This is a genomic window from Novosphingobium sp. BL-S-32, assembly GCF_056857055.1.
The window spans coordinates 186545-211273 of record NZ_CM166476.1 but is presented as its reverse complement, the minus strand read 5'-3'; the positions used below and the strand labels follow the sequence as shown (position 1 = coordinate 211273).

Here is a 24729-nt window from a genome sequence, read left to right as displayed (position 1 = left end):
CAGCCGGTCAAGGGAGCAATCCGCGCTTCCCCGGTTTCGTCATGCCTGCACGGCATGTGCTGCCGACGATCCGCACCGAAGCCGCTGCAAGAGCGCAATTCTCCGTCATTCCTGATAGATATAGTCCTTGAAGGTGGCCATCGTATCGGTCCAAAATTCCAGCGTGTCGAGGAACAGTTCCTTGCTCATCCCGCCCTTGTCGAGATCGAGATCGTACTGGATCACGCAGTCCTTGTCGTCGTCCACCTGCGGCGTGACGAAGCGGTACTTCTGCGCGAAGGTGTTCATCGCCTCCAGACTGCAATGCGTCGCTTCGGTCCAGCCGGCATAGAACTGGACGCTCGAACAATCGGCGCCATCGGTGCAGCCATAGAAGGTGATCGTGAAACGCGATCCCGAGGAAGCGCTCCGGATCAGCGGGTCTCCCACCGAATCCTTGGACAGCTCCGCGCGGTAGCCCGCGTCCTGCAAGGCCGAGACGATAGTGGCCGGCGATTTTGCCGTCACCATCTGCGCCTGCGCGGAACCAGCCACCATCAGCCCCATGACAATGGCCAAAGCTGCAACGATTTTACGCATAAACCCCCTGAATTATTCGGACAATCGCAGCATGATCGTGTGGCACATCGGCCCGGGCCTCGAAAGCGAAAGTTCATCTCAGGGCGCGTGCCGTCTAGCGCACAGCGACGGACATGGCTAAGGCGCCTCGCATGACCGGAATCACCCCTGACGTCGTCGAGGCGCATGGCCTCAATCCCGCGGAATACGAGCGCGTCCTGCACGCCCTTGGCCGAGAGCCGAACCTAGTCGAACTCGGCATATTCTCGGTCATGTGGTCTGAGCACTGCTCGTACAAGTCGAGCCGCTTCCACCTGAAGAAGCTGCCGACCAAGGCCCCCTGGGTCATCTGCGGCCCCGGCGAGAACGCCGGCGTGATCGACATCGGCGATGGACAGGCCGCCATCTTCAAGATGGAAAGCCACAACCACCCCAGCTACATCGAGCCTTTCCAGGGCGCAGCCACCGGCGTCGGCGGCATTCTGCGCGACGTCTTCACCATGGGCGCACGCCCGGTTGCCAACATGAACGCGCTGCGTTTCGGCCGTCCCGATCATCCGAAGATGAAGCACCTCGTGCAAGGCGTGGTCGAGGGCATCGGCTCCTACGGCAACTGCGTGGGCGTGCCCACCGTCGGCGGCGAGACCAACTTCCACAAGGCGTACGACGGCAACATCCTCGTCAACGCCATGACCGTGGGCGTCGCCGATACCGACAAGATCTTCTACTCGGCCGCAACCGGCCTCGGTAACCCGATCGTCTACGTCGGCTCCAAGACCGGCCGCGACGGCATCCACGGCGCCACCATGGCATCGGCGGACTTCGACGAGCATTCGGACGAGAAGCGCCCGACCGTGCAGGTGGGCGATCCCTTCACCGAAAAGCTGCTGATCGAGGCCTGCCTCGAACTCATGGCCACCGACGCCATCGTCGCGATCCAGGACATGGGCGCAGCGGGCCTCACCTCCTCGTCGGTCGAAATGGCCAGCAAGGGCGGCGCCGGCATCCGTCTCGACATGAACAAGGTGCCTTGCCGCGAAGAGGCGATGACGCCTTACGAGATGATGCTCTCGGAAAGCCAGGAGCGCATGCTCATGGTGCTTCAGCCCGGCAAGGAAGCCATGGCCGAGGCGATCTTCAAGAAGTGGGAACTCGATTTCGCGGTGATCGGCGAAGTGACCGACACCGGCCACATGGTTCTCGAATTCAATGGCGAAGTCGTCTGCGACATTCCGCTCGGCCCGCTCGCCGACGACGCGCCGGAATACGAGCGTCCTTACGTCACGCCTGAGGAATACAAGGCCTGGGCCAAGGTTCCAGCCATGGGCGACGTGGCGGAAAGCGCCGATGTGGGCGCGGACCTGCTCAAGCTGATGGGCACGGTCGACCTCGCCTCGCGCAAGTGGATCTGGGAACAGTACGACAGCCAGGTCGGCGGCGACACGATGCAGAAGTCCGGCGGCGACGCGGCCGTGGTACGCATCCACAACACCGAAAAGGCGCTGGCGATCAGCACCGACTGCTCGCCGCGTTACTGCTACGCAGACCCCTACGAGGGCGGCAAGCAGGCCGTGGCCGAGACCTATCGCAACATCAGCGCAGTGGGCGGCCTTCCGCTCGCCATCACCAACTGCCTGAACTTCGCGAACCCGCAGCGTCCCGAAATCATGGCGCAGATCGTCGGCTGCCTTAACGGCATGGGCGATGCCTGCCGCGCGCTCGACTATCCGATCGTTTCGGGCAACGTCTCGCTCTACAACGAATCGAAGGCCACCGGCGGCGGCTCGGCGATCCTGCCGACCCCGGCCATCGGCGGCGTCGGCATCCTCGCCGATCACGAGAAGATGGCTACGGTGGCGTTCAAGAACGCCGGCGACGAAATCTTCGTTCTGGGCGGCAAGGGGACGCACCTTGGCCAGTCGATCTGGCTGCGCGAGATCGCGGGTCAGGAAGCCGGTGAAGCCCCCAAGGTCGACCTCAAGGCCGAAGCCGAGAACGGCGCATCGATCCGTGAATGGATCGGCGCGGGCAAGGTTACCGCCGTTCACGACGTCAGCGACGGCGGTCTGCTCGTTACACTCGCCGAAATGGCGCTCGCCAGCGGCCTTGGCGTTGAACTCGACGGCGCGCTGACCACGGAAGAGGCTTTCGGTGAAGACCAGTCGCGCTATGTCGTGACGGCTCCGGCTGGCACCACCCTGCCCGGCGCCGTAAAGATCGGCACGGTCGGCGGCACTACCGTTTCCGGCGTCGAAATCGCCGCCCTGAAGCAGGCCAACGAGGCCTTCTTCAAGGACTGGATGGAAGCCTGATCCCGTATTGGCGGACTGCTACGGTAGCCCGCTGATCAAGAATTATCGCTCAAGCCCGGCCTTACCGACTGCGTGTGAGGTCGGGCTTGAGCAATTTACCGAACTAGCTCAGGTTTTGCAGGCGGCGCTGGCCGCTATGACCCCACCTACGTCACCGAAAACGCGCTTGGCGAAGTCCGCCTGCCGATGGGCAGGACGAAAAGCCTGCGCATTCGGCAAGCAAACTTGCGACGCCAGAACACCGGCCCTCAAAAAGATCCCGTCGTCCCCGCGAAGGCGGGGATCCCGCTAAACTTGGTGGGTGGCGCAAGAAAGCGGGGCCCCCGCCTTCGCGAGGGCGACGAGTTCCACACGTTAATGAATCCGCCCAATTGAAGGATCGGCAATCAGCCGCCCGTCGAAGACGCCAACACATTAACCGTCAGCGCCAAAATCCCGAGATTGAACGCAAACGCGAAGAGCCCGTGAAATGTGGACACCCGCCGCATGCTCGAATCGGTGATCTCGATATCGGCAGTCTGGCAGGTCATGCCGATCACGAAGGCGAAGTTCACGAAATCCGAGAAGTCCGGCACGCAGTCGCCCGGGAAATCGAGCCCCCGGCTGTCGCCGCCATCGCGCGAGGAATAGAAAAGCCGCGCATAGTGGAAGGCGTAGATGAGGTTGGCGAAGGTCCAGCAGGACAGCAGCGTCACCACCAACAGCGCAATCTCGCCAGTTTTCAGGCTCTTGTTGTCGAGAACCAGAGTGCCTAGCGCGGCAAGGATCACCGAAGTGACCACCCCAGTCAGCACGAGCAGCATGATCTGCCCGGCATCGTCGCGCTTGGCCTGCTGGCGCATGACCGTGGCATTGCCATTGCACCACAGCGGCACGCAGGACAGCGTGAAAGCGATCACCCCAAGGTCGAAGGCCGTGACAACGGCCTCCACCGCAGGCGCTACGGACAGCAATGGCAGGACGGAAAGCGCCATCACCGCAAGAAACAGCAGGTAGCGCGGGTGCGATAGCCGGCTCAGGATCGGATCTCGTTCACCGGCCATCGCTTGTCCTCTCTCAGACCCGAACCCATTCCTGCTCGTCGATGCCGAGCAGGCGCAGCCCGCTGGTCAGGTCGCCCCGGTCGATCCAGCCGTTGGCCGCCGCGCGCGCCTTGGGCTTGGCGCGATAGGCAATGCCATACGTCGCCGCTTCCAGCATCGGAATGTCGTTGGCGCCGTCCCCAGTGGCAAGCGTGGTGACATCGCCGAGCGCCGCCAGTTCGGCCAGCAGGGTCGCCTTCTTCACCGAGCTGTCGACAATCGGACCGGCAAGGCCGCCGGTCAGCTTGCCGTCCGCAACCTCAAGCCGGTTGCCGACCACATGCTCGAAGCCCAGCGAGGCAGCGACCGGATCCGCGAAGTGATGGAAACCGCCGGTCACCAAAACGGTGCGGCAGCCCAGCTTCTTGAGCGTCTCAACCAAAGTGCGCGCACCCGCAACAGGCCGGATCCGGCTGGCAAGGCATTCGTCGATCGCGCCGACAGAGAGACCCTTGAGCAGGCCCACGCGCTCACGCAGCGCCTGTTCGAAATCGAGTTCGCCCTGCATGGCCCGCTCGGTAATCTCGGCGATACGGTCCTTGATACCCGCGAAATCGCCCAGTTCGTCGATGCACTCCTGCCCGATCATGGTCGAATCCATGTCCGAGATGAACAGGCCGGGCACGATTGGCTCATGATCGCAGACAAGCCCGTCGGTCGGCGCGAAGTGATCGTCCAACGCCTTGCGGAGCGTGGCCGCATCGTCATCCGGCGAGGCGATCTGCATGGTCTGTTCGCAGAAATCGAGCATGGCGGCGGAAGCGAGGCGCACGCCCCCTTCCTGCATTTCGGCACGGGCAGCATCGATTCTTGCCGAGAGGTGGTCCGGTTCTGCTATCAGCCGCGCAATGAGCACTGCGAATTCCCTTGAAGCTACGTATGAAAATTCCACCGGCGGCGATCCGTCAGGACACAAGCCACCGCTCGCGCTCATCGCAGGGCCGACCGCGAGCGGCAAGAGCGATTGTGCCGTTTCGCTTGCGCAGGAACTGGAGCGGCGCGGCCGCCGCGCGGTCGTGGTCAATGCCGACAGCTCGCAAGTCTATGCCGATCTGGCGGTCCTGAGCGCGCGCCCCTTGCCCGAGGAAATGGGCGGGATCGAGCACCGCCTGTTCGGCGCCTGGGACGGCGCGACAAGCTGCTCCGCCGCCGACTGGGCCCGTGCCGCGCGCGAGACGATTGCCCCCATCCATGCCGAAGGCGCCGTGCCGATCCTGGTCGGCGGCACCGGCCTCTATATCCGCACCCTGCTGGACGGCATCGCTCCGGTGCCCCAGATCGACCCGGCCGTGCGCGAGGCCGTCCGCGCCCTGCCCGTCTCCGAAGCCTATGCCGCGCTTCAGGCCGAGGACCCCGAACGCGCCGCCCGCCTCGCCCCGGCCGACTCGGCGCGCATTGCCCGCGCGCTCGAAGTGGTGCGCTCCACCGGCAAGCCGATCGCCCACTGGCAGGCCATGACTTCCGGCGGGATCGGCCATGCCGTCTCGCTGTTCCCCGCTGTACTCCTGCCCGAGCGTCAGGCGCTCTACCGCCGCTGCGACTTGCGTTTCGACCGCATGATCGAACGCGGCGCTCTGGGCGAGGTCGAAGCCCTGCTCGCCCGCAAGCTCGATCCGGACCTTCCGGTCATGCGCGCCATCGGCGTTCCCGAACTTGCCGGAGTCGTTCGCGGGGACTGGGGACTCGCGGAAGCCGCCGCGCGCGGCGCGCAGGCCACCCGCAATTACGCGAAACGCCAGTTCACTTGGCTCCGGCACCAGCCTCCGCAAGATTGGACAAGGATCGCGTACGATAATTTCGAGCAAAAAACACTTGAAGATAGATTGTTTCAGGTTATGGGGTTGACGTAACATTTTCGTCCCCCTAGAGCCCGCTTCAAGTCCTGCCGTGGAAGTGAAGCAGGAGGAGAGGGAGACCCGGCACGGCGTCCGTCGTGTCGGGTCGGTTTCATTATAGTGCGTCAACAGGCGCGCTATGGTTTTTTCAGGCGGCAAGATTCGTATCGAGCCGCAATATTCGAAGACGACCCTACCCCCGGGGCCCGTCCAAGAGTCAAAAAGGAATGTATTGTGACTGAAGAGCGCAGCGGCGCGAACATCCTGGTCGAAAGCCTGGTCAAGCAGGGAGTCGAATTCGTATTCGGTTATCCCGGCGGCGCCGTGCTACCGATCTACGATGCTCTATTCGGCGACGAGCGACTTCGGCACATTCTTGTGCGTCACGAAGCCGGTGCGGCTCACGCTGCCGAAGGCTATGCCCGTTCGACCGGCAAGCCCGGCGTCGTGCTGGTCACTTCCGGCCCGGGCGCGACCAATGCGGTCACCGGCATTGCCGATGCCTTCATGGATTCGATTCCGCTGGTCGTCATCACCGGGCAGGTTCCGACCGGCCTGATCGGCTCGGACGCCTTCCAGGAAGCCGATACCGTCGGCATCTCGCGCCACTGCACCAAGCACAATTACCTCGTGAAGGATCCGGCCGACCTTGCCGCGATCATCGACGAGGCGTTCGAGATCGCCACCACCGGCCGCCCCGGCCCGGTCTTGATCGACATCCCCAAGGACGTCCAGATCGCGATGGCGCCCTGGCACGAAGCTCTGGTCCAGCGCCGCAAGCGCTACGACCCGCGCACCATGGGCACGACCGACGAGATCGCACAGGCCGTCGAGATGATTGCCAAGGCCAAGACTCCGGTGTTCTACACCGGCGGCGGCGTCATCAATTCGGGCCCGCGCGCCACGGAGCTGCTGCGCGAGCTGCAAGAAAAGACCGGCGCGCCGGTCACCTCCACGCTAATGGGCCTTGGTGCCTTCCCCGCCGACCATCCGGACTGGCTGGGCATGCTGGGCATGCACGGGACCTATGAGGCCAACCTGGCGATGAACCAGGCCGACCTGATCATCTGCGTCGGCGCCCGCTTCGACGACCGCGTGACCGGCCGCCTCGACGCTTTCGCGCCGAATTCGAAGAAGATCCACATCGATATCGACCGCGCCTCGATCAACAAGACGGTGCGCGTCGATCTGCCGGTCATCGGCGATTGCGCGAACGTGCTGGCCCAGATCCTCGAAGGCTGGGGCAACCGCGCGCCGCAGGATCTCGCTCCGTGGAAGGCCCGCATCGAGGGCTGGCGCGAGAAGAAGAGCCTCTCCTTCCCGGAGAACCGCAACGCGATCATGCCGCAGCTGGCGATCCAGCGCCTGTTCGAACTGAGCAAGGACAAGGATCCGATCATCTCGACCGAGGTGGGCCAGCACCAGATGTGGGCGGCGCAGCACTTCCACTTCTTCGGTCCGAACAAGTGGCTGACCTCGGGTGGTCTCGGCACGATGGGTTACGGCCTGCCCGCCGCGATCGGCGCGCAACTCGGCAATCCGGACAGCCTTGTCATCGATATCGCGGGCGATGCCTCGATCCAGATGAACATCCAGGAACTCGGCACCGCCACGCAGTACCGCCTGCCGGTGAAGATCTTCATCCTCAACAACGAGTGGATGGGCATGGTTCGCCAGTGGCAGGAACTCACCTACGAGAGCCGCTACTCGCAGTCCTATTCGGACAGCCTGCCGGACTTCGTGAAGCTGGCCGAGGCCTATGGCTGGAAGGGCATCCGCATCGAGAACGAAGCCGATCTCGACGCCGGCATTCAGGCGATGATCGACTATGACGGCCCCGTCATCGTCGATTGCCTGGTGGCCAAGGAATCGAACTGCTTCCCGATGATCCCCTCGGGCGCATCGCATGTCGAGATGATCCTCTACGGCGACACTGTCGCCGGCACGATGGACGATGCCGCCAAGGCGCTGGTCTGAGACCGCACGAGATCCGAGAGTACTTATGATGCACATCCAGCACGAAGCCGAGGAACGGCACGTCCTGACCGTTACGGTCGATAACGAGGCGGGCATTCTCGCGAAGATCGCGGGCCTGTTCACCGCGCGCGGCTACAACATCGACAGCCTGACCGTGGCGGACATCACCGAAAACCACGCGCTCAGCCGCATCACCATCGTCACCCACGGTCCGCCGAGCCAGATCGACCAGATCCGTGCCCAGCTCGAACGGCTGGTGCCGGTTCACAAGGTGATCGACCTTACCGAAGTGGGTCCTTACGTGCAGCGCGAACTGGCGCTCGTGAAGGTGACGGGCGTCGGCGAAAAACGCGTCGAGGCGCTGCGCATCGCCGGCGTGTTCCGCGCCCGCCCGGTGGACACCACCACCGGCAGCTTCATCTTCGAACTGACCGGCGCGCCGGACAAGATCGACAGCTTCGTGGCGCTTATGCGCGAACTGGGCCTTGTCGAAGTCGGCCGCACCGGCATCGTCGCGATGATCCGCGGCGCCGAAGAGGCCTGACGCAAAGCCATTTTCCCGGCCCCACGGCCGGAAACTGAAATCCCCGCGCCCCCGCGCGCAGACAACATCCGGCCCCGCCACCGGGCCCTCGAAAGGGTAGTACAATGAAGGTCTATTACGACGCCGACTGCGACATCAACCTGATCACGGACAAGAAGGTCGCGATCCTCGGTTACGGCAGCCAGGGCCATGCCCATGCCCAGAACCTGCGCGATTCGGGCGTCAAGAACGTGGCCATCGCGCTCCGCGAAGGTTCGGCCTCGGCCAAGAAGGCCGAAGGCGCCGGCTTCAAGGTGCTGTCGAACAAGGACGCCGCCGCATGGGCCGACGTGCTCATGATCCTCGCGCCCGACGAGCACCAGGCCGCGATCTACGCCGCCGACATCCATGAGAACCTGAAGCCCGGCGCGGCGCTCGCCTTCGCCCACGGCCTCAACGTCCACTTCGGCCTGATCGAGCCCCGCGCCGACATCGACGTGATCATGATCGCGCCGAAGGGCCCGGGCCACACCGTCCGCGGCGAATACACCAAGGGCGGCGGCGTGCCCTGCCTCGTCGCGATCCATCAGGACGTGACCGGCAACGCGCAGGACGTGGCTCTGGCCTACGCTTCGGGCGTCGGCGGCGGTCGTTCGGGCATCATCGAAACCAACTTCCGCGAGGAATGCGAAACCGACCTGTTCGGTGAGCAGGCCGTGCTCTGCGGCGGCGCCACCGCGCTGGTCCAGGCTGGTTTCGAAACGCTGGTCGAAGCCGGTTACGCGCCGGAAATGGCCTACTTCGAATGCCTCCACGAGCTGAAGCTGATCGTCGACCTGATGTATGAAGGCGGCATCGCCAACATGCGCTACTCGATCTCGAACACCGCCGAATACGGCGACATCAAGACCGGTCCGCGCATCATCACCGACGAGACCAAGAAGGAAATGAAGCGCGTTCTGGAAGACATCCAGTCGGGCCGTTTCGTGAAGGACTTCGTGCTCGACAACCGCGCCGGCCAGCCCGAGCTGAAGGCTTCGCGCAAGGCCGCCCAGCGTCACCCGATCGAAGAGACCGGTTCGAAGCTGCGCGCGATGATGCCGTGGATCGGCGCCAACGCGCTGGTGGACAAGGAAAAGAACTGATCGGAATTTAATCCGGTTAAGCAATTCCCCGTTTGACGGTGAAGCGAAGGCGGCGCAGAAATGCGCCGCCTTTTCCTTTGTCCCGACGGGAGTTGCCGATGCGTCTTTCCTATTTTGCGGTTCCGCTCGCCCTTGCCGCTGCCCTCGCGGCCCCCGTCATCGCGCAGCCCGGCCCCGGCGGTCCCGGCGGCCGGATGGAGACGCTTCACGGTGCAGGCACCCCGGCCGATGTGAAGGCCGGCACTTACGCGGTCGAACCCGCGCATACGCAAGTCACCTTCAGCGTCGCCCATTTGGGTATTTCCCCCTTCGCCGGCACGTTCTCGGGCGCCAGCGGCTCGATGACGATCGATCCCAAGAACCTTGGCGCCACCAAGCTGAGCGTCACCATCCCCATCTCATCGGTGCAGACGACGAGCGCCAAGCTCTCGCAGGAACTGGTCAGCGCCGACTGGTTCGACGCCGCCCGCTTCCCCACAGCGACCTTCGTCGCCACCTCGGTCACCCCACGCGGGCCTGACAACGCCGCGATCGACGGCACGCTCACGCTCCACGGCGTCAGCAAGCCGATCACGATCATGGCGCACTTCTTCGGCGCCGCGCAGAACCCGATGAGCAAGAAGGAATCGATCGGTTTCCTCGCCCGCGCCATGATCAAGCGTTCGGACTTCGGCATCACCAAGTACGTGCCGATGGTGTCCGACGAGACGGTGCTGGTCATCAACGCCGCGTTCGAGAAGCAGTAACCCCGCGCGAGGTGCGGGCTGTCATCGACTGTTCAAGCATTTTCGTGCATCCTCCTCTCCGGTAAAATCGCGAAGGGAGAATGGCATGATCCGCAGATCGACCACGATGACCGCCCTCACCGCTGGCCTTCTGGCCCTTTCCGCCTGCTCCGGCACGGGTGCCGGCACCGGCAAGGAGAAAGTCGCCGAAGCCGCGCCTCCGCCCGCGCCGCCCCCTTCGATGGAGCCCGATTGCGGCGCCGACAAGCTCGGTTCCTATGTCGGCCAGCCCGCCAGCGACGAAGTGATCGCCGCCATCGCCGCAACCCGGGGCGACAAGCCGATGCGCGTCATCAAGCCCGGCATGGGCGTCACCATGGACTACATGCCGGAGCGTTTGAACGTCCAGGTTGGGGAAGACGGCAAGATCAAGGGCTTCAACTGCACCTGACCCCTTGATCGTCCCCCCGCGCACCGCCACGGTGGTTCCTCAATGACGAGGACCGGCGAATGAACGACGTGGACGATATCGAGCGCGAGGACGGCGTCGCCCGGGTCGAGGCCTTTTCCGACGGCGTCCTCGCCATCATCATCACCATCATGGTGCTCGAACTGAAGGCGCCCGCGGCCGAGGGACTGGCGGCATTCTGGCCACTCTGGCCGGTGTTCCTCGCCTATGCGCTCAGCTATGCCTATGTCGCGATCTACTGGGTGAACCATCACCGCCTGTTCAGCCATGCCCGCGTCATCACCAGCGGCCTCGTCTGGGCCAATATGCTGCTGCTCTTCACGCTCTCGCTGATCCCCATCTCCACCGCCTACCTCGGCGAGCATCATTTCAGCCGCGAGGCGACGGTGATCTACCTCGTGACGATGTTCGTCCCCGCACTCGCCTACGTGACGCTGCAAGGCCGCGTCGCCGCCACCGGTGCGCGCAACAGGGCAAGCCGGGTCTATCACCGCGCCTCGCGCCGCAAGGGCCTTGCCGCCTCGGCGGTCTATGCACTCGGCATTCCGCTGAGCTTCATCACGCCCTGGCTCGGCGTCGCCTGCGCGGCACTGGTGGCCGTGTTCTGGATGCTGCCGTGGAGCCGGCTGGACCGACTCTTCCTCGCCTGCGAGGACTGACCGGGCCGAGATTATCGCCGGGCAAGTTTCTTGCGCGAGGCAATGCTGCGCCTGCAAGACTTTATGCCTTTTCGCTTTACAAGCGGCCGGTCAGTGCTCATAGGCACCCACATGACCCTTCGTCTTGGCCTTATTCTGCGACTTACACGCCCTTGGGCGTGAGATGACGCGTCGGTCCTGCGGCGCGCTCGGCGCTCAAGGGGACCCTGCCAGACCAGGCCGAAATTGCGGCCTTATCCGACGAAGACGAAAATCCGAGCGAGATTACCCATGACCATGTTGACAGACCCCTCGGTCAAGTACCGCCCCTTCCCGCAGATCGATCTGCCGAACCGCCAGTGGCCTTCGCAGGTCATCACCAAGGCACCGCGCTGGCTTTCGACCGACTTGCGCGACGGCAATCAGGCGCTGATCGATCCCATGGGCGCGGAGAAGAAGAACCGCTTCTTCGATCTGCTGGTCAAAGTGGGTATCAAGGAAATCGAGGTCGGCTTCCCGAGCGCGGGCGCGACCGAGTTCGACTTCATTCGCGGTTTGGTCGAGAACGACCGGATTCCCGAAGACGTGCTGGTGCAGGTCCTGACCCAGTCGCGCGAAGACCTGATCACGCGCTCGTTCGAGAGCCTGGAAGGCGTGCCCGCCGCGATCGTCCACCTCTACAACGCGGTCTCGCTGCTGTGGCGCACGGTCGTCTTCGGCATGGAGCCGCACGAAATCCGCGGCATTGCCGAGAACGGCGCGAAGATCCTGCGCGATCAGGCCGCCAAGTATCCGCAGACCAAGTGGCACTTCGAATATTCGCCGGAGACGTTCTCCACCGCCGAACTCGATTTCTCGATCGAGTGCTGCGAAGCGGTGATGAACATCCTCCAGCCGACGCCGGAAAATCCGATCATCCTCAACCTGCCGGCGACGGTCGAGGCGGCAACGCCCAACGTCTATGCCGACCAGATCGAGTACTTCTGCCGCAACCTGCCGAACCGCGAATCGGCGGTGATCTCGCTGCACACCCATAACGATCGCGGCACCGGCGTCGCGGCGGCCGAGCTGGGCCTGATGGCCGGCGCTGACCGCGTCGAAGGCTGCCTGTTCGGCAATGGCGAGCGCACCGGCAACTGCTGCCTCGTGACCGTGGCGCTGAACATGTACACGCAGGGCGTCAATCCCGAGCTGGACTTCTCGGACATCGACGAAGTGATCCAGACCGTCGAGTACTGCAACCAGCTCAAGGTTGCCGAGCGCCATCCCTATGGCGGCGAACTGGTCTTCACCGCCTTCTCGGGCAGCCATCAGGACGCCATCAAGAAGGGCTTCGCGGCGCAGGAAAAGCGCAACGACCAGATCTGGGCCGTGCCCTACCTGCCGATCGATCCGGCCGATCTGGGCCGCGACTACGAGGCGGTGATCCGCGTCAACTCGCAGTCCGGCAAGGGCGGTTTCGCCTGGGTGATCGAGCAGGATCAGGGCCTCAAGCTGCCCAAGCGCATGCAGGCCCACTTCTCGAAGCATGTGCAGGAACTGGCCGACGAACTGGGCCGCGAACTGCAAGCCGCTGACATCTGGGAAGTCTTCCGCAAGGCCTACCGCCTTGACGATCCGCAGCACTTCGCTCTGATCGACTGGGAAGAAGCCAAGGCGGCCGACGGCACCCGCGTCTTCGCCGGCAAGATCGGCGTCGACGGCAAGGAGCAGACGGTTTCGGGTCGCGGCAATGGCCTGATCTCATCGGTTACCGCGACTCTGGCCGAAAGCTTCGGCGTCACCCTCGACGTGCGCGACTATGCCGAGCACTCGATGGGCAAGAGCACCGACGCGCGCGCCGCCGCCTACGTCGAATGCGTGACGCCGGATGGCCGCACGATCTGGGGCGTCGGCATCGACGAGGACGTGGCCACGGCCTCGGTCCGCGCCGTGCTCAGCGCCGCCAACGCCGCGCGTCCCTGACGTTTTGCGACAGGGGGCCTCGTGCCCCCTGCGCTTCCCGCGAGTGGCGCTCAGGCCTCCAGCGCGCTTACCATCACCCGATAACCGTCCGGATCGCGCAAGGCGAATTCCAGCGTGCCCGTGGCCGGGTTGCGATGCGGCTCTTCGTCGAGTTCCGGCGTGAGCGAACGCGCGCGCTCCAGCGCCTGCTCGAAATCGTCGACACGGAAGAACAGCAACAGACCGTTGCCCGGTGACGGTTCTGGCCCGATCAGCGAGGGATGCTCGTGATCGCCCCATCGGTGGAGGCACAGCAGCACGGTGCCGTCCGGGTCCACGATCTGGCCGAACCAGTCATGGGCGGGCGATGCTTCGGGTAGCCCCAGCAAGTGCCGGTACCAGGCGAAACTGCTGGCGACATCCGCGACGCCAATGATCGTCCACAACCGCTTCATCACACACTCCCGCGCGCCCGGCGTTAATTCAATCCATACCAGAGCCCGTACAGAAACGCGGCATGCGCTACGTGTTCATCGCCGCCGCCCTTACCCTGACCGCCGTGCCTTTGCAGGCCGGGCCGGGAGATATTCCGCTGGTGGCAATCGGGCTTCCCTTTGCGCCGGAGTCGCCAAAGCCGGTGGGGCCGACGCATCCACTATACCACAGCATCGAGATCGGTGAGATCGAGGGCCTTCCCTCGACCGTCGGCAGTTCGGCGCTCAACTTCATAGCTGCCGCCAAGCGGTCCAGCATCAACGCCGGGCTGCGCGAAAGCTTCGAGCGCATGAACATGCTGGCCCCGAAGGACGGCAAGGCGCGCGGGCGGCTCATCGTCAGCTGGGGCGGGAGCCATACGCCGTTTCGGATCGCAACCTCCAACGCGGCCACGGCGACGCTGCATTATCGACTGGTGCGGATCGACAACGGCCACATCCTGTTCGAGCGTGACATCACCACGTCGATGAAAGGCTCGGGCAATGGAGATGCCGGCATGCGCGACAATGGAATCGTCCGCGCCGCCATCGCCTCGAACTTCGCCTCTGCCGCCTACTGCCTTGACCATACCGCGCTCGGCAAGCCGCCCGCGGACTGCGCGCTGGTTCCGCAATTTTCGGTTTCCGTCACCCGCGTCTACAACCGCTGACCGTCCCGCCCGCACAAACGAAAAGGGCGGCCCGAGGACCGCCCTTTTCTTGAATTCTGCCCAATAGCGATCAGTCGCCGGTCAGGATGCGGTCGACGAGTTCCTTCACGGTCGGCGTGAAGCCGTTCGAGTAGAACGGATCCTGCTTGAACTTGTAGGCGGCGTGGCCTGCAAACATCAGGTTCTCGTCGATCGGGCCGCCATGGGCGATGTCCTGCAAGGTCTTCTGGATGCAGAAGCTGCGCGGATCGGCGAGGCGGCCGGTGGTGTAATCGTCGTGGTCCTTCCACGAGGAGAAACCGCAGTGCGACAGGCAGCCCATGCAGTCGGCCTGATCCTGGCGGATCACGTCGCGTTCGGCGGGGTTCACGAAGATGATCGTGTCGTCCGGCGTGCGCAGGCCGTCGGTGTAGCCCTGTGCCGACCAAGCGCGTGCTCGGTCGAGATCGCGCGGCGTGACCCAGAAGTTCTTGCCCTTCACGCCGACGTCGAGCCGCACGGTGTGCTCGCCCGCTTCGACCTTCGAGTAGGGAATCTGACGCTCCGAGCGCGCTTCGAGGTTGCGCAGGAACGGATTGCGGACGGCCGAGGAATAGAACCCGGTCGGCGAGAAGCGGTGAAGCAGCACATCACCCGGCTCGAGCGTGCGCAAATGGTCCTTCCACTGCTGCGGAATCGGGCTTTCCTGCGTCAGCAGCGGGCGCGTGCCGTACTGGAAGGCGATCGTGCCGAGTTCGGGATTGTCGATCCACTCGTTCCAGTCCCGCAGGAACCAGACGCCGCCGGCCATGACGATCGGCACGGCATCAGAGATACCCTCGGCGCGCATGGTTTCGCGCAGCGCCTTGACGCGGGGATAGGGATCCTCCGGCTTGAGCGGGTCTTCGGCGTTCGACAGGCCGTTGTGACCACCGGCCAGCCAGGGATCTTCATAGACCACCGCCGCCATCAGGTCGGAAACCTTGTGATAGGCACGCTTCCACAGCGCACGGAATGCGCGGGCGGAACTGACGATCGGCAGGTAGTTCACGTTGAAGCGGGCCGCGATCTCGGACAGCTTGTAAGGCATGCCCGCGCCGCAGGTCACGCCGGTGACCATGCCCTTCGTCTTCTCCAGAACGCCTTCCAGAACGGCCTGCGCGCCGCCCATTTCCCACAGCACGTTGATGTTGATCGCGCCGTTGCCGTTCGAGATCTCGTACGCGCGCTGCACCTGTTCGACAGCGCCGTCGATGGCGTAGTCGATCAGTTCCTGATGGCGTTCCTTGCGGGTGAGCGCACGGTAGATCTGGGGAACGATCTTACCCTCGGCATCATAGCTGTCCGCATTGACCGCGCTGACGGTGCCGATGCCGCCGGCCGCCGCCCAGGCGCCCGAGCTCATGTGATTGGTCGCGGCAACGCCCTTGCCGCCCTCAACGAGCGGCCAGACTTCGCGTCCACCATAAACAATCGGCTTGAGACCCTTGAAACCCATCTTCTCTTTCAACTTTCCCCCGGCGCGGCGGGTCGATCAGACCTGCCTTATACGCCCTGTGTTACTGACGCTCACCTGTTTTGCGTCGCGGTTTTGCCGGAGAGCCGGCACGGCACGATATTTTCGGGCTCCGGCCGCGCTCCCACAGCCTCGAACTGTGCGAGATACCCTTGAAGTTCCGGCTTACGAACAAATTCGGTCAAGCGGAAGCCCAACGCACCAAATTCGCAGAAAAGCAACTGCGGCGGAATGCCATGGCGATCGCTCGCCCGGTCCGCCTCGACCACGATGACGCGTCCGTTCGGCCGCAACGCCGGGCGCAAGTTCCAGAGGAACGCATAAGGCTCGCTCACCTCGTGATAGACATGCACGAGGAAGATGCGGTCGAAGCTGTTTTCCGGCAGGCTCGGATTGTCGGGCTGCCCCAGCTTGATCGAGACGTTGTCGAGCTGCTCGCGTATCACGCGGGTGCCCAGACGCTCGTTCGCGGCGTGGTCGATATCCTCGGCCAGCACCCTGCCCTTTGCCCCCACGCGCTTGGCGAGGCGCACCGTGTAATAGCCCTCGCCCGCGCCGATATCGGCCACGGTCATGCCCGGCTCGATACGGGCAAGATCCATCACGACTTCCGCCTCATGGAGGGAATCGCGCTGGATTTCGGTGGAGGAATCGGTGTCGCTTGCCTTGCTGACCGGACGGTCCGCCACCGGGAAAGCGCGCACGCTTTCGGGGCGCCCGTCGTCAGGCGTCTTCTGGTGGCAAGCGCCGACAGCCAGCAGAAGGGCCAGCGTCGCGGTTCGACCGGAAATGAAGCGGGGCAAGCGCATGCGGCCCTTTAGCGGTTCGGCCCGCGCTTGGCAAAACGGTCTGCCGAAAGCGCTGGCCGAAACCGCCGCAGATCAGTCGACGTCCTCGACCTCAACCTTCTCGCCCGTCACGCGCTGCGAGAGCGCGGCGGCCATGAAGGGGTCGAGCGCGCCATCGAGCACGTCACCCGGCGCAGTCGAGACGACGCCGGTGCGCAGGTCCTTCACCTGCTGATAGGGCTGGAGAACGTAGGAACGGATCTGGTGGCCCCAGCCGATATCGCTCTTGCTTGCGTGTTCGGCGCTGGCGGCCTCTTCACGCTTGCGCATTTCTTCCTCGAACAGGCGCGCCTTCAGCATGCCCATCGCGATTTCGCGGTTCTTGTGCTGCGAACGGTCGATCTGGCTCGCCACGACGATGCCCGAAGGCGCGTGGGTGATACGCACCGCCGAGTCCGTGGTGTTGACGTGCTGACCGCCGGCACCCGAAGCGCGATAGGTATCGATCTTCAGATCGGCCGGATTGATGTCGATCTCGAAGCTGTCGTCGATCACCGGGTAGACCCAGACCGACGAGAAGCTGGTGTGACGGCGTGCCGAGCTATCGTAAGGGCTGATGCGGACCAGACGGTGGACGCCGCTCTCGGTCTTGGCATAGCCATAGGCGTTCTCGCCCTTGATCAGCAGCGTGCAACTCTTGATGCCCGCGGCTTCACCGGCGTGATAGTCCACCAGCTCGACCTTGTAGCCGTGACGCTCGGCCCAGCGCGTGTACATGCGCTGGAGCATCTCGGCCCAGTCCTGGCTCTCGGTACCGCCGGCACCGGCATGGACTTCGAGATAGGTATCGTTGCTGTCGGCCTCGCCCGAAAGGAGCGCGGTGACCTTGTCCTGATCGGCACGTTCGGCCAGCGCGGCAAGCGTCGCGATACCCTCGTTGATGGTATCCTCGTCATCTTCCATTTCGCCGAGTTCGACGAATTCGATGGCGTCCTGCATCTCGCGGCTGATGTCGTTCACGGCACCGATAGAGGCTTCGAGGCGGCGACGTTCCTTCATCACCGCTTCGGCTTCCTTGGGCTTGTCCCACAGGGTGGGATCCTCGACGCGTGCGTTCAACTCGGCAAACCGGCGCAGGGCGCGGTCCCAGTCGAGGAACTTGCGGACCAGCGCGAGGGCCTTCTCGATACGCGCAATGTGGGCCTGCCCTTCGGCACGCATGACATGAAACTCCCAAGAAACGAACGCCGCGCATAGCGCAGCGGCGACATAAGTAAAGCGCGCGCAACGCCGTCGGCGCGGGAAGCGGCGCTATTACTCGCTGATGGGGGTACTGTTCAAGGCTGGAGTGATCGGCGCCACGCCGAGACTCTCACCCCGCGCAACACCTGCCGATCTTCAGCCCTTGAGCTTCTTCACCGCTTCAAGTGTGAGCTTCACGTGATCGCGATAGTCGAGATCGGAATGGACCATCACGATCCGCCCGTCCTGCCCGATCACATAGCTGGTGCGGTCGGTCATGCCCGCAGGCGCGCCTTCGCGCTTCAGGGCCACATCGTAGGCCTTGATGATGTCAGGCGTGGCAACGGCGACAGCGAACTTGTCGCGGCAAGCCTCGGTCGAGAACTTCTGGAGCGTCGGCAGATCGTCGTTGGACATGCCGATCACCGTCGCGCCGAGCTTGGCGAAATCGTCGGTGGCATCGGCAAAGGCATGCGCTTCAAGCGTGCAGCCCTGCGTGAAAGCCTTGGGGTAGAAGTAGAGCACGACCGGCCCCTTCTTCAGGGCCGCCTTAAGGTCGAAGGCCATGACCTTGCCGCCCTTGGCGCCCTGCGTCGAAAACGCGGGGGCCTTGGCGCCGACCGGCAGTGCCGCATCGGCCGCAACGGCGGAAAAAGTGAGAGCCAGAACGGCGGCGATGGCGGGTAGGGTCTTGCGCATGAAACGCAATCTGAACCCATGAAGGGAACCTGTCCAGCCCCCTTCACACCCGCCATAATCGACCGCGATAACAGGCCGTTACTCGATATAACCGAGAACGGTGCCAACCTCGTAAGTCTCGCCCACCGAAGCGACGATCTTCAGCGTGCCCGAAGCAGGCGCCTCAACCTCGTTGGTCGACTTGTCCGCCTCAAGCGAGAACAGCGGCTGGCCTTCGGACACCTGATCGCCGTCCTTGGCCAGCCATTCGGCGACCTGGCCCTCCTGCATCGAGAAGCCGATCTTGGGGAGGAGAATTTCAACGGCCATGGTCAGTCCCAATCCTTTACGAATGTCTTTGAAAGGTTGCCTATCGCGCGCCCGCGCTCCGGCATAGGACCAAGAGCACGGGCGAACGCAGGTTTCGCCGGTACGATTACATCGCCAGTGCCGCGTTTTCGCGCGCGCAGTCCGGCACGGGCAGCGAAGTGCGCTTTTCCGCGACTTCCGCGCGCGCGGCAGCCAGATCGGCGACAAAGGCCGGTTCGGCGTTGAGGCGTGCGAAAACGGCGGCGGCAACCACGCGCCCTTCCTCGATATCGCTCAGCCAGTGGACGTTGCAGATCCGGCGGCTATCCCCGAAGGCACGACCACGCGCGACCAGTTCGGCGGCCCGCTCGGGCACCACGCTGGCAAGGATCAGGCCCGCGCCGAAGCCGATGGCACTATGCCCCGACGGGTAGGAGCCGTCCTTGCGCAAAATGGCCTCCTGATCGGGCGTGCAGGTCGGCTTGCCATTGGCCATGAACGGCCGGCCCCGCTGATAGCGGTTCTTGGTCGGGTAGCTGGCCAACCCGAAGTCCATCATCGACTTCAGCAGCAGTGCTTGCAGCTTGGGCGTAGTATCCGCGCCGATCTTGACGCCCGCCGCACAAGAGAACGTATCGGTTACCTTGGGCGTGAAGAGGTCAGCGTCGATCTTGGCCTGTTCCCAGCGCGGGGTTCCCTGCATGGCGATGGCGGCGCGGGCGCCCTCCTCGTCGCGCGCCATGGCGGCTGAGCCGGCGGCCGGCGGTGGCGGATTGAACAGCAGGCTGTTCGGCGCCGAACCGCGCGGCAGATAGCTGCCATTGCGCATGATCGCCGCCATGGCCGCTTTCCGGGCATCGGCATCGGAAGTTGCCGCCGGAGGGATAAGCGACGGGGCCGGTGCGGCCTGCGGCTCGCTCGATGCGACACTCGCCGCGCAGACGGCGAGCAGGAACGCTCCGCCTATGCCTGCTACGATCTTGCCGGTTGCGGCCTTGCCGCCTGCGATCTTCGTCGCCTTCATTCCCGTTCTCCCTTGATCTTGGCCTTTGGGGCCTGCTTCGCGTAGCAGGCCCCGGCCATCTGACCATCGGGAAAACGAGGCAATTTCCGGTTATCGCCCCGGCAATGGGGTCATTCCGGCACCTTCCCGTCCTCGTGCGCCATCCAGTGCACGAAGCGGTGCAGCGGATACATGGCATCATGCGGATTGCCGATCGTCGACGGGCCTGCCTCGCCCAGATGAACCACGCGCTGGGCGCCGCCCGCAGCCAGCCGGTCGCGATAGTCGGCCATGCGGTCGAAGGGATAGAAGCCCACCGTCTGCGTGGCGACATTGATCCACTTCACCGCTTCATCAAGGCTATCGACGCGCACGACGTTGGCGGTCTTGTTGATCGGGTGGAAATCGACCGGCTCCTCGGAGCGGATGACAAGACCCTTGCCGTCGGTCCGGCCCCAGACGCCGTATTCGTCGTCCATCAGCATCATCGTATCGACCGCCTCCCGCATGTCGCGATCGAGCGGGCGAAAGTCTCCGCTTTCGGCGGCGCGGCGGGCGATGTGGTGGTGCAGGCGGGCGCAGAAACGGTCCACTTCCTCCTCACTGCCTTCCACGAACTGGAAGCGACTGGCGACGCAGGCTTCCTGGTTCAACGTCATGACGTCAGTGGAGCAAAGGTCCGCCACGCGGTCGATGGTGGCGTCATCGGTCAGCCCCTCGCGCCCGACCATCGAGATCGAGGTCTTGGGATCGAACGAAACGAGCTGAAAACCGGGGCCCAAGTACTTGATGACATTGTTAATCGCATCGCCGCCACCCCAGGCGACGATCTTGTCGAAATACTGCGGACGATAGAGCACGCGCTCGGTCGCATCGTCGCCGCCGCGCCAGTAGACGGCCGACATCGAGCGAACGATCGGATGGTTAGCGTCGATATCCGCCATGGTCCGCAGGATCGCGACCATAGTGAAAGGGTCCGCGCTGCTCATTTTGAACAGGTTCACGCCCTTGACCATCGAACCCTGCGCCACCGACTTCACGGCCACGCCCGGCGAATTGCCCGGCAGCACATGGATCAGGCGCGGCGCGAAGGCCCGCACGAAGCTCTTGCGGCCCGTGAAGTCCTGCTTCGGCACCCACTCGTCGAGCGCGCGCGGATCGGGGAAGTTCTGCTCCACCTCGGCCATCAGCACGCGCTTGTCGAGATAGGCGGCAGCATGGCGCGCGGTGTTCTCGACGACGGCACGCGGCAGGATATGCGTGCGACACATCCGCTCGATGCATTCCTGCATGTGATCGTTGTCGGAAGCGGTCAGACGCTGGCCGGTTTCGACAAGGAAATCGATGATCTCCGCCAGCGGCACGTTAAGCAGCGGCGGCACTTCGGTGCGCGGCGGCACGGCGCGGTCGAAGGGTATCTTAGGTGTCGCGAAGGTCACGCCAAGGTCGCGCGACGTCTGGATCACGTCAGTGCCGTGCAGCACCTCGCCGCGCAGGAAGAACGGGCCCGAAACAAGTCCTTCTGTTTCAGTTTCTTGTGTCAGAGAGTTCATGCCACACCTCGCACATAAGCATCGACCGTGCCTGCACAGCCGATCTTGTCGTCACCTTCCAGATCCGCGTAGCGCACGATGTTGTCGCGGATCGAAGGACCGTGGTTCCCGCACTTGCAGGGGCTGTAATCGAGCGAGATCTTGTCGCCCGTAATCACGCCGCCCCAGCGCCCGTCGAGCGAGAGATCGAAGAAGGCAGCGCGACCTTCCATTTCACCTGAAGTGTGATCCAAAGCATTGTCGCCCGACTTGTCGAGCAGCACCGGCACGATCCACGGCGGCACATGATAACGCCCGCCCTCGCGGCACTTGGGCATGCCGGAGTTCAGCTCCTGCATCGAATAGTTCTGGAAGTGGCGATCTTCCGGAATGTTGAAGGTATCGAACACATACTCCTGATAATCCTCAGGAAGTTGCGCGCGCTTGAGCCCGCCACCGACATAGATCGAGTTGTCCGGATCGAAATCGGCGCGGCCATACCCCGCATCACGCACGGCCTTCGCGACCTGCCACAATCCGCTCCAGAGGCCCGAAAGCTGAAGCTTGCGATGGCGGTTCTCGATGATGAACTGCGCCGTCGCCGGGATCGCATCGGCCACGGCCTTGGCGCGCGCGGCCGAGGTTTCCTCGAAAGCGGCGATCTCGTCCGGACGCGCGGTGCCCTCGGCAATCTTCTTGCGCATGACCACCATCGAAGTGAGCGAACCCACGGTGATCGGCGGCACGGGATAGTGCCAGCGCGGCGCCGAAGGATCGGCAAAGGCCTCGTACTGCGCCTGCGCAATCGTGGCGTTTTTGGGCACAGTGGCGACCGGAGCGCAGCCAACGATCACGCGGTCCTGCGCCGGAACCACACCAGAGCCCCAGGCGAAGACATTGACCGTATCGATCTTCGACCAGTCCATGTCCTTCTGCGAGGCGATCAGCATGGCCGACTTGCCGGTGGTGCCGCTGGAGCAGGAGATGAAATGACCGAGTGCCGCCAACCGCTCGATCCAGTCATCGATACCTTCGACGCCTTCGAGGTCCAGCCCTTCGATCGGATAGGGCGAGATCGTGCCGAGCCACTTGGTCAGCTTGTCCCAGCGTTCTTCCATAAGGAAGCTCTCAGGATAGGACTTGTAGGCGGTATGCGGAAACAGCAGCGGCACCATGTCCGCGACAGAAGCGATCTTGTCGATCCCGGCGTCACGGGCACGCAGGCTCAGCAGCTTGATGCGGTCCTTGCGTTCCTGAAAACGCTCGTCGAGCGCGGCGACCTGCGTTTCGCGCAGTTCATCCGCGCTGAAACTGAAACGCTGCGGATCGGCGACCAGCGCCATGAGCTTGTCGGCGGCTTCACCCATTCGTTCTCTCCCAATTCCCTGTCGGCCAGAGGTCGCGGCTGGACGCCCGGCCTCGACTCGATTAATGGCAACTTGTGCGTATCATTATTCACGATTCTCTTGGCAGGGCAAGCGAGATCGGTTCCTATGGCGCGATGAACGAGCCTGCCGACGTAATCGAAACCGCCACCCCTTCCGCTCCCGCCAGCGTGCGCGCTGGTCGGCCGACGCGCGAACAGGCGCAGGCCCGGCACAAGCAGTTGCTGGACTGCGCGTTCGAGAATTTTCTGGAAAAGGGTTACGAGCCGACCACCATCGAGGCGATCGCCGCCGAAGTCTCGATGACGAAGCGCACCGTCTATGCGCGCTATCCGGAGAAAGCCGCCCTCTTCCGCGCCGCCCTGCGCCGGGGGACAGAGCGCCGCGCCGCGAGCCCCGAGCGGATCGCGGGAACGCGGACGGCCGATCTCGAAGCCACGCTGGTCAACATCGCCCTGCTGCGCATCGAACTCGCCGGAACCGAGGAAGGCCTGAAGATGCAGCGCCTCATCAATACCGAGGCCTACCGCTTCCCGGATATCTTCCAGACCTATTACGACATCGCCGCGCTGCCGACAGTGACGTTCCTGGCCGCGATCCTGGCCGACGAAACCGTGGCCGGACGGCTGGCGGTCGAAGACCCGATGCTGGCAGCGAATGTCTTCATGAGCATGGTGGTGAGCGGCCCGGTGCGCTTCCTCGTCTCGGGCAACGCGCTCAGCGAGACGGATGTGCGCAGCCGGGTCGACTTCGCGGTGCGGCTATTCCTCAAGGGCGCGGAACCGCGCTGATACCGAACAAAATGGGAGAGTAAGCAGATGGGCGAAACGGCACAATCACGCCAGCGATGCGTCGTCATCACCGGCGCCAGCGCGGGCATCGGCAAAGCGAGCGCGCAGGCCTTCGCGCGCATGGGCTGGCACGTCATCGGCACCGGCCGCGACGAGGTGCGCTGCGAAGAAGCGGCCCGGGAACTGGCCGCCGGGGCCGCAAACGGCGGACGGGTGGACTTCCTGCGCGGCGATTTCACCGAAATGCGCGACGTTCTCTCGGTCGCCCGCCAGATCGGCGAACTGACCGACCGGGTCGATGTGCTCGTCAACAACGCCGGCGGCGTGCGCGACGGCCAGTACCGCACCTCAGAGGGGCTGGAGGCGACATTCGCCGCCAATCACCTTGCGCCCTTCCTGCTCACGCGCGCGTTGATGCCGCTGTTGGAACGCGCGGCCGGAGACAGCGCGCCCGGGCTGGTCCGGGTCATCGCAGTGTCCTCTTCCGGGCATGCCGGGTGCCAGGAGATGCGCTGGTACGATCTCAATATGGATGCCGCTTTCAACACCAGCGCCGCCTACTGCCAGGCCAAGCTTGCCAACCTGCTGTTCGCCCGCGAGCTGGACCGGCGGGTGCGAGACAAGGGCATGGTCTCGCTCGCCATGCACCCGGGGCGCGTTGCCTCCAACTTTGCCAGCCACGGCGATGCGCAGATGCAGGCCTGGATGGCGAACAACGACAGCGTGCCGCCCGAGCAGCCCGCGCGCACGATCGTCTGGCTGGCGACGGCGCAGGAACTGGGCGGAATGGGCGGCCGCTATTTCCATGACCTGAAGGAAGAAGAGCCGGCGGCGCAGGCGCTCGATGACGAAGCCGCCCGGAAGCTCTGGAGCGAAAGCGAACGGATGCTCGATCGCATTCTCGTAACCTCGAATTGACCTGAGGTAGCCCCGGAAGGTTGCCGCCCCGCGTCCGCGCCATTCGCCCATGCCATTGGCGGCATCGGCTTCGGCGCGATCACGGGGCGGCGAGTTGCGACCCTCAATTTTATCGTATCGTTTCGGCGGGAAGGGGAACCCGCCCTTTCGCGACCGCCGAGGCTGAAAACGATCGCTGACGACAAGGGCAAGTATAGCCCCCCGAACAATCGATTACATCTGGACTTTAGGCCAAT

The 24729-nt window shown here is 64.1% G+C and carries 24 protein-coding genes; 12 read left to right on the top strand and 12 right to left on the bottom strand.

Annotated elements, in window-relative coordinates; translation table 11 throughout:
• Positions 1-105 precede the first annotated feature (105 nt).
• On the bottom strand, positions 106-579 hold the full coding sequence (locus tag AC1VVK_RS01065) for a YbjN domain-containing protein (protein WP_132385257.1): 474 nt from the start codon (positions 577-579) through the stop codon (positions 106-108).
• 131 nt (positions 580-710) lie between these two features.
• Between AC1VVK_RS01065 and purL the strand changes: the two genes are divergently transcribed.
• Positions 711-2870, top strand: a complete 2160-nt coding sequence (purL, locus tag AC1VVK_RS01060) for a phosphoribosylformylglycinamidine synthase subunit PurL (RefSeq protein ID WP_482904033.1) — start codon at positions 711-713, stop codon at positions 2868-2870.
• A 386-nt stretch (positions 2871-3256) separates the two neighbouring features.
• Here purL and AC1VVK_RS01055 read toward each other — a convergent pair whose 3' ends face one another.
• Both AC1VVK_RS01055 and serB read right to left on the bottom strand, forming a co-directional pair.
• Complete coding sequence (locus AC1VVK_RS01055; protein WP_243652358.1) at positions 3257-3913, bottom strand: DUF1345 domain-containing protein; 657 nt, start codon at positions 3911-3913, stop codon at positions 3257-3259.
• 13 nt (positions 3914-3926) lie between these two features.
• Complete coding sequence (serB, locus tag AC1VVK_RS01050; protein ID WP_482904032.1) at positions 3927-4808, bottom strand: phosphoserine phosphatase SerB; 882 nt, start codon at positions 4806-4808, stop codon at positions 3927-3929.
• Here serB and miaA point away from each other — a divergent pair.
• The 8 genes from miaA to leuA all read left to right on the top strand — a co-directional run bounded on the left by miaA (position 4801) and on the right by leuA (position 13229).
• On the top strand, positions 4801-5802 hold the full coding sequence (gene miaA, locus AC1VVK_RS01045; RefSeq protein ID WP_482904031.1) for a tRNA (adenosine(37)-N6)-dimethylallyltransferase MiaA: 1002 nt from the start codon (positions 4801-4803) through the stop codon (positions 5800-5802). The genes serB and miaA overlap by 8 nt on opposite strands.
• 219 nt (positions 5803-6021) lie before the next feature.
• Entirely contained in the window at positions 6022-7764 is a 1743-nt protein-coding gene (ilvB, locus tag AC1VVK_RS01040; protein ID WP_482904030.1) for a biosynthetic-type acetolactate synthase large subunit, read from the top strand.
• 25 nt (positions 7765-7789) lie between these two features.
• Positions 7790-8308, top strand: coding sequence for an acetolactate synthase small subunit (gene ilvN / locus AC1VVK_RS01035; RefSeq protein ID WP_132385252.1), 519 nt, complete (start codon positions 7790-7792; stop codon positions 8306-8308).
• Between the two features lie 104 nt (positions 8309-8412).
• Complete coding sequence (ilvC, locus tag AC1VVK_RS01030; protein ID WP_132385251.1) at positions 8413-9432, top strand: ketol-acid reductoisomerase; 1020 nt, start codon at positions 8413-8415, stop codon at positions 9430-9432.
• Between the two features lie 98 nt (positions 9433-9530).
• Positions 9531-10178, top strand: coding sequence for a YceI family protein (locus AC1VVK_RS01025; RefSeq protein ID WP_482904029.1), 648 nt, complete (start codon positions 9531-9533; stop codon positions 10176-10178).
• 85 nt (positions 10179-10263) lie between these two features.
• Positions 10264-10608, top strand: coding sequence for an I78 family peptidase inhibitor (locus AC1VVK_RS01020; RefSeq protein ID WP_243652356.1), 345 nt, complete (start codon positions 10264-10266; stop codon positions 10606-10608).
• A 59-nt stretch (positions 10609-10667) separates the two neighbouring features.
• Positions 10668-11285: a TMEM175 family protein gene (locus tag AC1VVK_RS01015; RefSeq protein ID WP_482904028.1), complete on the top strand. Its 618-nt coding sequence runs from the start codon at positions 10668-10670 to the stop codon at positions 11283-11285.
• A gap of 270 nt (positions 11286-11555) precedes the next feature.
• On the top strand, positions 11556-13229 hold the full coding sequence (leuA, locus tag AC1VVK_RS01010) for a 2-isopropylmalate synthase (RefSeq protein WP_482904027.1): 1674 nt from the start codon (positions 11556-11558) through the stop codon (positions 13227-13229).
• A 50-nt stretch (positions 13230-13279) separates the two neighbouring features.
• Here the strand turns inward: leuA and AC1VVK_RS01005 are convergent, their stop codons facing one another.
• Entirely contained in the window at positions 13280-13663 is a 384-nt protein-coding gene (locus AC1VVK_RS01005; protein WP_482904026.1) for a VOC family protein, read from the bottom strand.
• 62 nt (positions 13664-13725) lie between these two features.
• Between AC1VVK_RS01005 and AC1VVK_RS01000 the strand changes: the two genes are divergently transcribed.
• The gene (locus AC1VVK_RS01000; protein ID WP_482904025.1) at positions 13726-14352 is read left to right on the top strand and encodes a hypothetical protein; all 627 of its coding nucleotides are present in this window, start codon (positions 13726-13728) and stop codon (positions 14350-14352) included.
• 70 nt (positions 14353-14422) lie between these two features.
• Here the strand turns inward: AC1VVK_RS01000 and AC1VVK_RS00995 are convergent, their stop codons facing one another.
• From AC1VVK_RS00995 to AC1VVK_RS00960, 8 genes are all read right to left on the bottom strand, one after another.
• A complete protein-coding gene (locus AC1VVK_RS00995; protein ID WP_482904024.1) occupies positions 14423-15829 on the bottom strand; it encodes an NAD(P)H-dependent flavin oxidoreductase in 1407 nt (468 codons plus the stop codon).
• A 71-nt stretch (positions 15830-15900) separates the two neighbouring features.
• Positions 15901-16656 (bottom strand): class I SAM-dependent methyltransferase, encoded by a 756-nt coding sequence (locus tag AC1VVK_RS00990; RefSeq protein ID WP_132385245.1) that lies wholly within the window; start codon positions 16654-16656, stop codon positions 15901-15903.
• Between the two features lie 72 nt (positions 16657-16728).
• Complete coding sequence (prfB, locus tag AC1VVK_RS00985) at positions 16729-17856, bottom strand: peptide chain release factor 2 (protein ID WP_132385244.1); 1128 nt, start codon at positions 17854-17856, stop codon at positions 16729-16731.
• A gap of 177 nt (positions 17857-18033) precedes the next feature.
• Positions 18034-18576: a peroxiredoxin gene (locus AC1VVK_RS00980; protein ID WP_482904023.1), complete on the bottom strand. Its 543-nt coding sequence runs from the start codon at positions 18574-18576 to the stop codon at positions 18034-18036.
• Between the two features lie 78 nt (positions 18577-18654).
• Entirely contained in the window at positions 18655-18885 is a 231-nt protein-coding gene (locus tag AC1VVK_RS00975) for a biotin/lipoyl-containing protein (protein ID WP_132385242.1), read from the bottom strand.
• Between the two features lie 106 nt (positions 18886-18991).
• Positions 18992-19888, bottom strand: a complete 897-nt coding sequence (locus AC1VVK_RS00970; RefSeq protein WP_482904022.1) for an acid phosphatase — start codon at positions 19886-19888, stop codon at positions 18992-18994.
• A gap of 110 nt (positions 19889-19998) precedes the next feature.
• Complete coding sequence (locus AC1VVK_RS00965) at positions 19999-21420, bottom strand: acyl-CoA reductase (RefSeq protein WP_482904021.1); 1422 nt, start codon at positions 21418-21420, stop codon at positions 19999-20001.
• A complete protein-coding gene (locus tag AC1VVK_RS00960; RefSeq protein WP_482904020.1) occupies positions 21417-22766 on the bottom strand; it encodes a hypothetical protein in 1350 nt (449 codons plus the stop codon). The genes AC1VVK_RS00965 and AC1VVK_RS00960 overlap by 4 nt, the downstream gene beginning before the upstream one ends.
• 74 nt (positions 22767-22840) lie before the next feature.
• Here AC1VVK_RS00960 and AC1VVK_RS00955 point away from each other — a divergent pair, with 74 nt between their 5' ends.
• Together AC1VVK_RS00955 and AC1VVK_RS00950 are read left to right on the top strand one after the other, a co-directional pair.
• Positions 22841-23575, top strand: coding sequence for a TetR/AcrR family transcriptional regulator (locus AC1VVK_RS00955; protein WP_482904019.1), 735 nt, complete (start codon positions 22841-22843; stop codon positions 23573-23575).
• Positions 23576-23602: 27 nt separating this feature from the next.
• Complete coding sequence (locus tag AC1VVK_RS00950; RefSeq protein ID WP_482904018.1) at positions 23603-24493, top strand: SDR family NAD(P)-dependent oxidoreductase; 891 nt, start codon at positions 23603-23605, stop codon at positions 24491-24493.
• Positions 24494-24729: the final 236 nt, after the last annotated feature.

Excerpts from the sequence above, each read along its gene's own strand:
- AC1VVK_RS01065 (WP_132385257.1), bottom strand. The coding sequence starts at position 579 with ATGCGTAAAATCGTTGCAGCTTTGGCCATTGTCATGGGGCTGATGGTG.
- purL (WP_482904033.1), top strand. The coding sequence starts at position 711 with ATGACCGGAATCACCCCTGACGTCGTCGAGGCGCATGGCCTCAATCCC.
- AC1VVK_RS01055 (WP_243652358.1), bottom strand. The coding sequence starts at position 3,913 with ATGGCCGGTGAACGAGATCCGATCCTGAGCCGGCTATCGCACCCGCGC.
- miaA (WP_482904031.1), top strand. The coding sequence starts at position 4,801 with ATGAGCACTGCGAATTCCCTTGAAGCTACGTATGAAAATTCCACCGGC.
- ilvN (WP_132385252.1), top strand. The coding sequence starts at position 7,790 with ATGATGCACATCCAGCACGAAGCCGAGGAACGGCACGTCCTGACCGTT.
- ilvC (WP_132385251.1), top strand. The coding sequence starts at position 8,413 with ATGAAGGTCTATTACGACGCCGACTGCGACATCAACCTGATCACGGAC.
- AC1VVK_RS01025 (WP_482904029.1), top strand. The coding sequence starts at position 9,531 with ATGCGTCTTTCCTATTTTGCGGTTCCGCTCGCCCTTGCCGCTGCCCTC.
- AC1VVK_RS01020 (WP_243652356.1), top strand. The coding sequence starts at position 10,264 with ATGATCCGCAGATCGACCACGATGACCGCCCTCACCGCTGGCCTTCTG.
- AC1VVK_RS01015 (WP_482904028.1), top strand. The coding sequence starts at position 10,668 with ATGAACGACGTGGACGATATCGAGCGCGAGGACGGCGTCGCCCGGGTC.
- leuA (WP_482904027.1), top strand. The coding sequence starts at position 11,556 with ATGACCATGTTGACAGACCCCTCGGTCAAGTACCGCCCCTTCCCGCAG.
- AC1VVK_RS01005 (WP_482904026.1), bottom strand. The coding sequence starts at position 13,663 with ATGAAGCGGTTGTGGACGATCATTGGCGTCGCGGATGTCGCCAGCAGT.
- AC1VVK_RS01000 (WP_482904025.1), top strand. The coding sequence starts at position 13,726 with ATGCGCTACGTGTTCATCGCCGCCGCCCTTACCCTGACCGCCGTGCCT.
- AC1VVK_RS00995 (WP_482904024.1), bottom strand. The coding sequence starts at position 15,829 with ATGGGTTTCAAGGGTCTCAAGCCGATTGTTTATGGTGGACGCGAAGTC.
- AC1VVK_RS00990 (WP_132385245.1), bottom strand. The coding sequence starts at position 16,656 with ATGCGCTTGCCCCGCTTCATTTCCGGTCGAACCGCGACGCTGGCCCTT.
- prfB (WP_132385244.1), bottom strand. The coding sequence starts at position 17,856 with ATGCGTGCCGAAGGGCAGGCCCACATTGCGCGTATCGAGAAGGCCCTC.
- AC1VVK_RS00980 (WP_482904023.1), bottom strand. The coding sequence starts at position 18,576 with ATGCGCAAGACCCTACCCGCCATCGCCGCCGTTCTGGCTCTCACTTTT.
- AC1VVK_RS00975 (WP_132385242.1), bottom strand. The coding sequence starts at position 18,885 with ATGGCCGTTGAAATTCTCCTCCCCAAGATCGGCTTCTCGATGCAGGAG.
- AC1VVK_RS00970 (WP_482904022.1), bottom strand. The coding sequence starts at position 19,888 with ATGAAGGCGACGAAGATCGCAGGCGGCAAGGCCGCAACCGGCAAGATC.
- AC1VVK_RS00965 (WP_482904021.1), bottom strand. The coding sequence starts at position 21,420 with ATGAACTCTCTGACACAAGAAACTGAAACAGAAGGACTTGTTTCGGGC.
- AC1VVK_RS00960 (WP_482904020.1), bottom strand. The coding sequence starts at position 22,766 with ATGGGTGAAGCCGCCGACAAGCTCATGGCGCTGGTCGCCGATCCGCAG.
- AC1VVK_RS00950 (WP_482904018.1), top strand. The coding sequence starts at position 23,603 with ATGGGCGAAACGGCACAATCACGCCAGCGATGCGTCGTCATCACCGGC.